At 31.1% G+C, this 11,173-nt stretch carries 14 protein-coding genes and 1 pseudogene; 13 read left to right on the top strand and 2 right to left on the bottom strand.

From position 1 onward, the window contains the following. Positions 1–163: 163 nt before the first annotated feature. Positions 164–892, top strand: a complete 729-nt coding sequence (locus RH98_RS13460) for a YqjF family protein (RefSeq protein ID WP_010255884.1) — start codon at positions 164–166, stop codon at positions 890–892. Between the two features lie 52 nt (positions 893–944). Here RH98_RS13460 and RH98_RS13455 read toward each other — a convergent pair whose 3' ends face one another. Continuing rightward, a complete protein-coding gene (locus RH98_RS13455) occupies positions 945–1,310 on the bottom strand; it encodes a hypothetical protein (RefSeq protein WP_050996161.1) in 366 nt (121 codons plus the stop codon). A 38-nt stretch (positions 1,311–1,348) separates the two neighbouring features. Continuing rightward, a complete protein-coding gene (locus tag RH98_RS13450; protein ID WP_010255876.1) occupies positions 1,349–1,897 on the bottom strand; it encodes a hypothetical protein in 549 nt (182 codons plus the stop codon). Positions 1,898–2,019: 122 nt separating this feature from the next. On the opposite strand from RH98_RS13450, the gene RH98_RS13445 reads away from it, so the two are divergent. From RH98_RS13445 to RH98_RS13400, 12 genes and pseudogenes are all read left to right on the top strand, one after another. Then, a complete protein-coding gene (locus RH98_RS13445; RefSeq protein WP_010255874.1) occupies positions 2,020–3,234 on the top strand; it encodes a BaiN/RdsA family NAD(P)/FAD-dependent oxidoreductase in 1,215 nt (404 codons plus the stop codon). A gap of 4 nt (positions 3,235–3,238) precedes the next feature. Next, complete coding sequence (locus RH98_RS13440; RefSeq protein WP_010255872.1) at positions 3,239–3,721, top strand: PH domain-containing protein; 483 nt, start codon at positions 3,239–3,241, stop codon at positions 3,719–3,721. 142 nt (positions 3,722–3,863) lie between these two features. Then, positions 3,864–4,949, top strand: a complete 1,086-nt coding sequence (locus RH98_RS13435; RefSeq protein ID WP_010255869.1) for a diphosphomevalonate decarboxylase — start codon at positions 3,864–3,866, stop codon at positions 4,947–4,949. Between the two features lie 63 nt (positions 4,950–5,012). Continuing rightward, positions 5,013–5,417, top strand: a complete 405-nt coding sequence (locus tag RH98_RS13430; RefSeq protein WP_010255866.1) for a hypothetical protein — start codon at positions 5,013–5,015, stop codon at positions 5,415–5,417. A 36-nt stretch (positions 5,418–5,453) separates the two neighbouring features. Further along, positions 5,454–6,047, top strand: a complete 594-nt coding sequence (locus RH98_RS13425) for a penicillin-binding protein activator LpoB (RefSeq protein ID WP_010255864.1) — start codon at positions 5,454–5,456, stop codon at positions 6,045–6,047. Positions 6,048–6,062: 15 nt separating this feature from the next. After that, positions 6,063–7,499 (top strand): COG3014 family protein, encoded by a 1,437-nt coding sequence (locus tag RH98_RS13420; protein WP_026038909.1) that lies wholly within the window; start codon positions 6,063–6,065, stop codon positions 7,497–7,499. A gap of 1 nt (position 7,500) precedes the next feature. Beyond that, positions 7,501–7,644: pseudogene (locus RH98_RS16110) on the top strand (cysteine-rich CWC family protein); the annotation flags it as partial. Between the two features lie 27 nt (positions 7,645–7,671). After that, positions 7,672–7,854, top strand: coding sequence for a C1orf53 family protein (locus RH98_RS16105; protein WP_010255859.1), 183 nt, complete (start codon positions 7,672–7,674; stop codon positions 7,852–7,854). A 71-nt stretch (positions 7,855–7,925) separates the two neighbouring features. Beyond that, on the top strand, positions 7,926–8,864 hold the full coding sequence (locus RH98_RS13415) for a mevalonate kinase family protein (protein WP_010255858.1): 939 nt from the start codon (positions 7,926–7,928) through the stop codon (positions 8,862–8,864). Positions 8,865–8,923: 59 nt separating this feature from the next. Continuing rightward, positions 8,924–9,847, top strand: coding sequence for a geranylgeranylglycerol-phosphate geranylgeranyltransferase (locus RH98_RS13410; protein WP_010255856.1), 924 nt, complete (start codon positions 8,924–8,926; stop codon positions 9,845–9,847). Between the two features lie 76 nt (positions 9,848–9,923). Then, positions 9,924–10,802, top strand: coding sequence for a pseudouridine synthase (locus RH98_RS13405; protein WP_010255853.1), 879 nt, complete (start codon positions 9,924–9,926; stop codon positions 10,800–10,802). A gap of 50 nt (positions 10,803–10,852) precedes the next feature. After that, positions 10,853–11,131, top strand: a complete 279-nt coding sequence (locus RH98_RS13400; RefSeq protein WP_010255852.1) for a hypothetical protein — start codon at positions 10,853–10,855, stop codon at positions 11,129–11,131. Positions 11,132–11,173: the final 42 nt, after the last annotated feature.

The raw sequence follows: 11,173 nt of genomic DNA, 5'->3' as shown, positions 1-11,173 counted from the left end.
AAAGAAATAATAACTACATCAATCCTAATTAACGAAATGGAAAAGATAATATTCTGGTTTGTTTCGTGAATTGCGTTTTTGGAGATTTAAGATTATATTTTTTTTAAAGATGAAAGAGTAATATAACTATCTTAAATTCCGTAACTTTCATAAAAAATTAGCCATGGATAAGATAAAAGATGCTTTGTTTTACACTTCTCATAGACCTTGGGGAATGCCTAAAGGAGATTGGGTGTATTATCAAGAGTGGAATAGGCTCATTTTTCTTCATTTTGAAGTAGATTATGAAGATTTAAGAGCTTTGGTGCCAAGTACTCTAGAATTAGATGATTTAAATGGTAAATATTATATATCTGTAGTTCCATTTACTATGGAAAAGATTAGACCTAGACATTTGCCTTCGGTAGGTTTTATTTCAGATTTTGAAGAACTTAATGTTCGCACCTATGTAAAAGTAAATGGTAAATCTGGGGTGTATTTTTTAAATATAGAAGCTGGGAAAACATTATCAGCAAAAGTGGCGAAAGGTTTGTCTGGTCTTCCTTATGAAAAAGCAATGATGAAAAGGGAAGAAGGATATTACTATTCTTTGAATCAAGATAAATCATTTTTTCTTAAGGCTGAGTTTGAAATTGGTGAAGTAGTACAGAAAAAAACACCTTTACAGTTGTGGTTGACAGAGCGTTATTGTTTATATATATGTGATAAAGAAAAAGTTTTTCGTTATGAAATTCATCACAAAGAATGGAGATTACGTGAAATTGCATTTGATAATCTGGAACTTGATTATAATTTTGGAGCAATCCATTTAGCAGAAAAGGATGTGATTTGTCCTAATTATTCAGAAGGAGTTGTAGTACTTTCTTGGGCAAAAGAAAAGGTAGAATTATAAAGATTTTTTTACAGATTAGGAGTATACAATATTATTGTCGCTATAGAATAAATTATAGATTGAGTAATGCTATCTTTTGTTGGATATTCCAATTAAAAGATTTGGTTTCATTCATTATGTGTATATATAGCCAAAGTGCTTTCTCTTTATATAAAATGCTTTTAGATATGTTCAAGGATTTTGTTTTTACATACATCTCAGTTAATAAATTAGCAAGCAGTTCTTTGTTCTCCATATTCATACCATCAATATCTTTAAAAGCATTGATAAATTCACTTTGAGATTGTAATGTAATAAGGTAATCGAGGTCTAGTAAGGAGTTCTCCTTTATAAACAGAGTAAAATCTTCTACTTCTTGGATACTATGAAATTGTTTATGAGGAAGAGAATTGAAAATGGCTCTTAGGAATTGAGCCATTTTCTGTATAAGGTGTAGTATTAAATCTCTTTTTTCCACTAACGAACAGGTCTCAATGTGTTACTGAAAGTTACTTTGAATGGAATTTCTTTGTTTTTGTTGTTCTTCATTATATAAATGAATTTGAACATTTTTGCATGATCACTTTCAATTATAAGATCTCCTTTTGTGTAACTGTCTTCAATTGTAAAGTCCTTTAGGTTTTCTACACGAACGGATTTAGCTATTCCTGTAGAACGATCAGTCATCACCATAGATTTTAGAAAAGTCTTACTATCATTTTTGACTGTAATATTTTCTCCATTATATCCTTGAGTAAGTATTACTACTGAATATTGATCTTCTGTAGCTTTCATTCCTTTAAGATAGGTTTCTTTGGTTTTTTCTGTTACAGATCTAAAATCGTCTCTTACTTGAGCATAGTCAGGTAGGTCAATCACATCTTTTTCTTCAGGAAGGCGATCTTCCTCTTTAATTTCTTCAATTCGTTCTTCTATGGTAAGGTCTTTTTTTGAAGAAGACATATGTGAGGCAGTCTTACACATTGAGAACAAAATAATTAATGCTAAATAGGGTAGTTTTTTCATATTCTTAATTTAACGATGATATAGATGCGATCGTAAGTAAGTATCTTTGTGGCGTAAAGATAATTTTTTAGTGTAAAATAAAAAAAGTTTGTCTTATAGTAAATAGTTAAAACTGAGAATAAATGAATTACGACGTTATAATAGTAGGAGGTGGAGCCGCTGGTTTTTTTACAGCAATTAATATTGCTGAACGCAATCCTAGATTAAGTATAGCTATTTTAGAGAGAGGAAAAGAAGTACTTTCTAAAGTGCGAATTTCTGGAGGTGGAAGATGTAATGTAACGCACGCTTGTTTTGATCCAAAAGAATTAACTCAGTTTTATCCACGAGGAGAAAAAGAATTATTAGGTCCATTTCATCAGTTTTGTTCTGGAGATACTATTGCATGGTTTGAAGAACATGGAGTGACGCTTAAAATAGAAGAAGATGGTAGGATGTTTCCAGAATCAGATTCATCACAAACTATTATAGACTGTTTTTTGAAAGCGGTAAATAAATTAGGGATTAAAGTATTCACTGGTATCAGTGTGCAAGGTTTTTTTGCAAAGGATGATTTGTGGAAGTTAGATACTACCCAAGGAGGATATCAATGTAAAAAGTTAGTTATTACTACAGGTAGTAATCCGAAAATATGGAGCATGATGGAAGATATAGGTCACACTATCGTTCCTCCTGTGCCTTCATTGTTTACTTTTAATATTAAGGATAAACGAATTAAAGACTTGATGGGAGTTGCTACTCCAGCAGAAGTAAAAGTAAAAGGAACAAAACTTGAAACTTCAGGTCCTTTACTAATTACGCATTGGGGGATGAGTGGTCCTGGAATACTACGTCTTTCTGCCTGGGGTGCTCGTGCATTAGCAGAAAAGAATTATCAATTTTACATTATTGTGAACTGGGTACCACAATTTTCTAAAGACTCAGTGTTAGAAGAGTTACAGGAATTAAAAAAAGAACATGCTAAAAAGAATGTTATTAAAAGAAGCTTATTTGAGTTACCTAATAGATTATGGGAACGCATTGTATTAGCTGCTGAAATAGGGGAAGATGTGAAATGGGCAGATTTGAATAATAAACAATTAAATAGTTTATCTGAGCAATTAACTGAGGCAGAATTCCATGTCAATGGGAAAAGTACTTTTAAAGATGAGTTTGTAACTGCAGGGGGTATCGATTTGAAAGAAGTGAATTTTAAAACAATGCAAAGTAAAAAGTATTCTAACCTTTATTTTGCAGGTGAAGTATTAAATATTGATGCAATTACTGGAGGGTTTAATTTTCAAAATGCCTGGACAACAAGTTATATAGTAGCACAAGATATAAGTATAGATAATTAGAACGATGGAGTACAATTATTATAATATTAGCAGTAGAATATTATTAGGAATATTTTGTTTGGGACCTTTATTAGGGATGGGAGTTTTTTTTATTAAAACAGGTACAGTGTTTGGTATTGTGTCTTCTATTATATTGTTGTTTTTATTTATTGTATTTGCGTATAAAAATTTATTTTTAAAGGTAACAATTAATGAAGAAGGTATTGTTTATAGAAGTTTATTAAAAGAAAAGAGAATACCTTGGGCAGAATTATATGATATATTAATTGTTGTGAGAGAACGTCGTTCTGTACCAGATTATTATAAGTTTACTGAATGGGTTGATGCTGGGAATTCCTGTAAAAGTTATTTTATATTGTTTCGTAGTTCTAATGAATTTCCAGATAACCCTATGTTTATGTTTAGTGCTCCAATAGGTCACAACTATATTAGCGTTCAGTATCGTAAAGGGATGGAGGAAGTAATTAAAAAATACAATAAGAAGTAAAGTCTTAGTGTAAGATTTTTTTGTTCATCTATTTGTAAGTTATTTTTATAAATAGATATAACCTTTAGTGTTAATAAATTTCTTATAATGAAGAGTAATCAATAAAAGGTGTTATTTTTGTGTTAGAACAAATATACACAAGATGAGAATTGAAGATTTTATTTTTGATCGTAAGATAGATTTGACTAAAGTTGTCCAAGGGGCATTTTCATGGAGTTCTCCAAGTAATATTGCTTTGGTTAAATATTGGGGAAAAAAAGGGGATCAAATCCCTGCAAATCCTTCTTTGAGTTTTACATTAAGTGATTGTAAAACGATTACTACTTTGCAATATAAAGTAAAGTCAGATTTGGGAATAAGCTTCGATTTATTGTTTGAAGGGCAACCAAAAGAAGAGTTTAAGCCTAAAGTGCAAAAGTTTTTTGAGCGTATTCTTCCATATTGCCCATATATTGAAAATTATCATTTTGTGATAGATACTGAAAATACTTTTCCTCATAGTTCGGGGATTGCTTCTTCTGCATCTGGTATGGCTGCTATGGCTGTAAATATTATGTCTGTGGAAAAAGCATTATATCCAGAGATGACAGACGAATATTTTGATCAAAAGGCTTCTTTTTTAGCGAGGTTAGGTTCTGGAAGTGCATGTCGAAGTATAACAGGAAGTGTTGTAGTATGGGGAGAACAGAAAGATATTGAAGGAAGTTCTGATTTATATGGTGTTTCTTTTCCATACGAAGTTCATCAAAATTTTAAAGAATATCACGATGTTATTCTACTAGTTGATAAAGGTGAAAAGAAAGTATCTAGCACAGTAGGACATGATTTAATGCATAATCACCCATATGCAGCAAGTCGTTTTGAACAAGCGCATGAGAATTTGTCTAGGTTGAAAAATATTTTAATAGAGGGAAATATCCAAGAGTTTATTGCGTTAGTAGAAAGTGAAGCGTTGACATTGCATGCTATGATGATGAGTTCAATGCCTTATTTTATTTTGATGAAGCCAAATACTATTGCTATTATTGAACGTATATGGAAGTTCAGAGAGAAAACCTCAATACCTGTATGTTTTACACTAGATGCTGGGGCAAATGTCCACTTGTTGTACCCAAAAAGCGACAATGACTTTGTCTTGACATTTGTGAGACAAGAGTTGGCGGAATTATGTCAGAATAAGCATTTTATAGAAGATAAAGTTGGTTTTGGTTCAGAGCGAATTAAATAATTTTTTGTATCTTTAATTAATGGTATGCTAATTGCCTGTAAAGAATTTAAAAAAAGTAATGTCATGAAAAAGTTATTAACATTATTCGGAATAGCATTGAGTACTTTGTTCATAGTACAGAGTGCCTCTGCGCAAGAATTAGTAGAAAATCAGAACCCTAACTATAAAGTTAGTATGTATAAGTATATGGCGGTGAAAGATTCGTTGACTGCTACATTAGGAACTACTGTACAAGATACTTATAAAGCTTATGATTGGTATGAAGCTAAGCTAGAACGTAAAGCTTTAAGAAAACAATACCGTCACGAAGAAAGAATGGCTCGTGCAAAATATGGTCGTTCTTATTATCCTTATAATAATGGAGGATATTATGGCAATGGTTATTACAACAATTATAACAGTGGTTGGAATTGGAATTGGTTGCCAAGAGTAGGGTACAGAACGGGAGATTGGTTCTTCTCAATTTAATTAATAGAATTTAGTAAACGTAAAAAGAGATACATTATGCAAATTAAACGTATTGCATTAGCTGCTATATTAGCTGCTTCTGGATTATTTATAACGTCTTGTGGGCGTCAAGTAACAAGAGTTAGTACAGATGAAACTATTGATATTAGTGGAAGATGGAATAATACTGATTCTAGAGAAGTTGCTCAACAAATGACTAGACAAATATTAGATGGTCCATGGATAGGTACTTTTCAAGATGAAAATGATAATAAGAAACCTGTTGTTATTGTAGGAATGGTTTATAATAAAAGCCATGAGCACATTGAAGCAGAAACATTTGTGAAAGACGTAGAGCAAGCTTTTATTCAATCACAAAGAGTACGTTTAGTACAAGGAGGTAAAAAACGTGAAGAATTAAGAGCTGAACGTGCAGATCAACAAACGAATGCTTCAGTAGCAAGTATGAAAAAATTTGGTCTTGAAAACGGAGCAGATTTTATGTTACAAGGATCAATTAATTCAATTGTAGATTCACATAAAAAGAAAAAAGTAGTTTATTATCAAGTAAATTTAGAGTTAACTAATATGCAAACTGGAGAAGTAGTTTGGATTGGTGATAAGAAAATTGCTAAATACGTTAAAAACTAACTTAAATAGACATACATGGTTTCACAAAAAGCCATAGCTATATTTCGAAAAACATCAGTGCTTTGTGTGCTGATGTTTTTCGTGTTTGGATGTGCTTCTTATCACGATCGCATTACGGATTATTATCAAAAAGTGGGATCTGCTAATTATGTAGAAGCTGAAAAAGCTTTGGATAAAAACCCTTTGATTCAGAAGCCTCGTAATAAATTATTATATGCTATGGAAAAGGGGCGTATAGCACATTTAAAAGGTGAGTACGCTGAAAGTAATAAATATTTCAATCAAGCTGACTTAATGATTGAGAATGGGATGAAGAATACTGGTGACGTTGCAGTGGGATTATTCTTGAATTCTATGTCTCAAAACTATAAGGGAGAGGAGTTTGAAATATTTATGATTCATTACTACAAAGCATTAAACTATTTGTATTTAGGACAAATGGAAGATGCGATAGTTGAAGCAAGAAGGATTACGTTGCAGAATTATGCTCAAGGAGATAAGTACAATGAAAAGAAAGGAAGATATTCAAAGGATGCTTTCTCTTTAATACTTCAAGGACTTATTTATGAGTATGATGGTAATTTTAATGATGCTTTTATTGCTTATCGTAATGCTGTAGAAGTTTATCAAAATGCAGATGGTGGTGTATACTACGGTGTCTCAATGCCTGCTAATTTGAAATATGATGTAATGCGTATGGCCTATAAAATGGGCTTTACAAGTGAATTACATCAATTCGAAAAAGAATTTGGAATGACTTTCAAAGACTATACTCCTAGTGATGGTGGAGAATTAGTTGTGTTTTGGGAAAATGGTATGGCTCCTATAAAAGAACAGGAGAATGTAATGTTTACTCTTGTAAAAGGTGAAAGTGGTGGATTATTTTTTACAAATGCTTTAGGTATTATGATTCCTATTGATTTTGGGATTGCTGGTGGAACTAGTTTTAACGACGTTCACAGTTTGAATATCGCTTATCCTAAATATATAGTAAAAGAATTACCTTATTATTCTGCATCCGTAAGTGTTAATGGACAATCTAAGTTTAATTTCGAGACAATAGAAGATATTGATGCTTTAGCTGTGCTTACTTTAAAAGAAAGAGCGGCAAAAGAGTTAGGTAAAATCTTAACGCGAATGGCGGTGAAGAAGTCCGCGGAATATGCATTAAAGTCAGCAGCAAAATCTAGTGGTAAGAATGGGGATACGAATGCTCTATTGGAGGGATTAGGTTTTGGAGTTCAACTTTTTAATATGTTTTCTGAGAAAGCGGATACACGAAATTGGCAAACATTACCTTCTAAAATAAATTATGCTCGCATTCCATTACAGAAAGGTATTAATCACCTTACTTTTGAATTAGAGAGACCAAATGGGCAAAGAATTGAACGTCAGGTAGAGATAGAAGGAAATGGAAAAATGAAGTTTTACAATTTTTCTACAATGAGATAATATGTCAAAGTCAAAAGTCTGTACTCACTGTAAAAGTGAGATTATCTGTAACGTAGATGATATAAATAATTGTGAATGCAAGGAAATTAGTATTTCAAATTCAACTCGCCTTTTTTTAGCGAGGAGCTTTCACAAATGTCTATGTAATAATTGCCTCACAAAGTTTGATGAGATGGTAAAGTTTGCGTCTAATAACGAGTTTCCTAAGAAGCGAAGTCAAATGATAGAAGGCGTACATTATTATATGGAGAATGAGTATTTTGTATTCACAGAACTATATCATTTAATGAAAGGTCAATGCTGTCAAAATGGATGTAGACATTGTGTTTATGGTTTCAAAAACAGATATTTATAAAAAATAAGTAAGAAATATTCGGGCATGCAGATATAATATGTATTTTTGCAGCTGTAATTACTTTTATCGCTATGAAAGGACCTTTATTTTATTCAAAAATCCTTCTTTTCGGAGAATATGGAATTATAAAAGATTCCAAAGGATTATCTATCCCTTATAATTTTTACAATGGAGCTCTTAAAGTTGAAGAAAACTTAGAAGGAGTAGCCTTGAAGTCAAATCAAAGTCTAAGAAACTTTGTTGCTTATTTAATAGATTTGCAAGAAGCAGAATCAGATCTTGTACAATTTGATATTCAAAGATTACAAGAGGATGTTGAAAGAGGATTGTTCTTTGATTCAAGTATTCCGCAAGGGTATGGCGTAGGTAGTAGTGGTGCTTTAGTAGCAGCTATTTATGATCAATATGCAGTTAATAAGATTACAGTACTTGAAAATCTTACTAAAGATAAGTTACTTATTTTAAAAAGCATATTTGGAAAAATGGAAGCTTTTTTCCATGGTACTAGTTCTGGTTTAGATCCATTAAATAGTTATTTAAGTTTACCAATCCTTATTAATTCAAAAGATAATATTGAGCCAACTGGCATTCCTTCTCAAAGAGTAGATGGAAAAGGTGCTGTCTTTTTAATAGATAGTGGTATTGTTGGAGAAACTGCTCCTATGATTACTATTTTCATGGAGAAATTGAAAGATCAAGGTTTTCGTCAAGTTTTAAAAGAGCAGTTTGTAAAACATACTGATGCTTGTGTTGAAAACTTTTTGAAAGGTGATATAAAGTCTTTATTTAGCAATACTAAGCAGTTATCTTCAGTTGTTTTTAACCACTTTAAACCTATGATTCCTGAGAAATTCCATTCTGTATGGCAAAAGGGAATTGAGAGTAATGATTATTATTTGAAATTATGCGGTTCAGGTGGTGGAGGCTATATTTTAGGTTTTACAGCAGATATAGAAAAAGCAAAGGAATCACTTAAAGATTATAAATTAGAAGTTGTTTACCAATTCTAATAAGAAATAGATATATAACCTTTCGCAATAGCGAATTTAAAAAAGAGCGAGAAGATTAAATGTTGTCTAGGAAAAATAAGATACTCTTAGCTAAAATATTCAGCTTGTTCTCTGTTGTGAGAGGTTATAATATTTTTGTAATTGTATTAGCGCAGTATTTGGCATCCATTTACATATTTGCACCTCAGAAAAGAGCTTTAGATGTTATTCTTGATTGGAAACTTTTTCTGATAATTTTTTCTTCTTCTCTTGCGATTGCAGGAGGTTACATAATCAATAATTTTTACGACAGAGAAAAGGATTTAATCAATAGACCTGTAAAGTCTATGTTGGATCGTTTAGTAAGTCAAACAACTAAACTTAGGGTATATTTCGCTTTAAATTTTTTAGCAGTTGGTATTAGCTCTGCTATTTCGCTAGAAGCAGCTATATTTTTCTCAATCTATATTTTTAGTTTATGGTTCTATTCTCATAAACTAAAGAAATATCCATTAGTTGGTAATTTAACTGCTTCATTATTAGTGATGTTACCTTTTTTTGGGATACTGATGTATTTTAAGTTTTATTATACAACAATATTTGTTCATGCCTCTTTTTTATATCTAATTATTTTGATACGTGAATCAATTAAGGACATGGAAAATATTAAAGGTGACTTCGCCAATAATTATCAAACAATTCCTGTTCGTTTTGGCGAAAAGCGTGCAAAGCAAATTATAACATTATTAGTTTTATTAACTCTAATACCTAGTTATATTCTTATTAAAGAAGATGTTGTAGGATATATGGCTTATTACTTTTATACTAGTATAGTTGTGCTAATTATTTTTTTAATTAAACTTTGGAAGTCAGAAACTCAACTACAATACCACCAACTTCATATTAGTTTGAAATTACTTATATTATTAGGTGTTTTTTCTATTATATTAATAAAACCTGGCGTTTTAGTTAGTGGAAAAACGCTAATTGAAAGTTCTCTATAATTTTTTAAGAGGCAATTTTTTATATCAGTATATATTAAAGACTTAGTTTAACTATCTTTGTAAAAATATTTTTATTATGAATCACGGTAAGTCAAATTCGAAAAACAATAAGCCTGCTAAGAGCGGAGGAAAGAATAATGACAGAAAGAAGCCATTAGCAAAAGGTGCAGAGGGGAAAAAGTTCCAAGTAAAATCGAATAAATCATTTGACAAAAAGCCTAAAGTTACTAAACAAGTTAGCGAATCAGATGATATTCGTTTAAATAAATATATCAGTAATTCTGGAGTTTGTTCTAGAAGGGAAGCAGATATTTATATCGTTTCTGGTAATGTTAAAGTAAATGGAGAAGTTGTTACTGAACTAGGATATAAAGTAAAACCTAATGATGTTGTTAATTTTGATGGGTCAGTTATTACTCCTGAAAAGAAAATTTACGTATTATTAAATAAACCAAAAGGTTTCTCTACTATCAATGAAGAAGTTATTAGTGCTGAGAATGTATTGTCACTAATCAAAGGTGCTTCTAAGTACCCTTTAGCGCCAGTAGGACGCGTGGACAAAAGTACTTTAGGTTTAATGTTGTTTACTAATGACAGTAATTTACTTCAAAAATTAAACTCGCCAGAACAACGTTCTTCAAAAATGTATCAAGTTTCTTTAGATAAAAATCTTAAGTACGAAGATTTAGAAAAAATACAAAAAGGACTATATATTGATGAACGTAGAGTTTTTGTTGAAGAGATAGCATATGTTGACAATCAACCAAAAACGGAAATAGGTATTAAACTTAAAGCTTCAAATGTAAAATTAGTTAGAGCATTATTTGAAAAACTGGATTACAATGTTTTAAAAGTAGATCGAGTAATGTATGGTCAGTTAACCAAATGGAATTTGCCTCGCGGTAAATGGAGATTTTTAACAAATGAAGAGGTTTTAAGTCTTAAGAATGGATAGTTGAATTAAAAATATCCTTAACTTTGTGTTAATTTTAAAATAATTGCATTATGGAAAATAAAATTAACGAAAGTTTTGAAGTGCGCAACCCTAAAGAAAGTGTTATGTCTGTTGGGGATTGGATTGTTACTCTGCTTATTATGCTTATTCCTTTAGTTAACATTGTGATGTTATTTGTTTGGGGATTTGATAATAACGGAAATCGTAACCGTGCCAATTGGGCAAAAGCGCAATTAATATTTATGGCAATTGGAATAGGACTATGGATTCTCTTAATTTTAATTATTGGGTCAGCAGCTATTTTTGGAAGTTCATCTAATGGTTATTAGAAAATTATAAAACAAAAAAGGTAACTAATATATACTACGTGT

Source organism: Myroides injenensis M09-0166, assembly GCF_000246945.1.
GTDB lineage: Bacteria > Bacteroidota > Bacteroidia > Flavobacteriales > Flavobacteriaceae > Flavobacterium > Flavobacterium injenense.
Note: the sequence above shows the minus strand (reverse complement) of the source record. Positions and strands in the feature narration are given on the sequence as shown.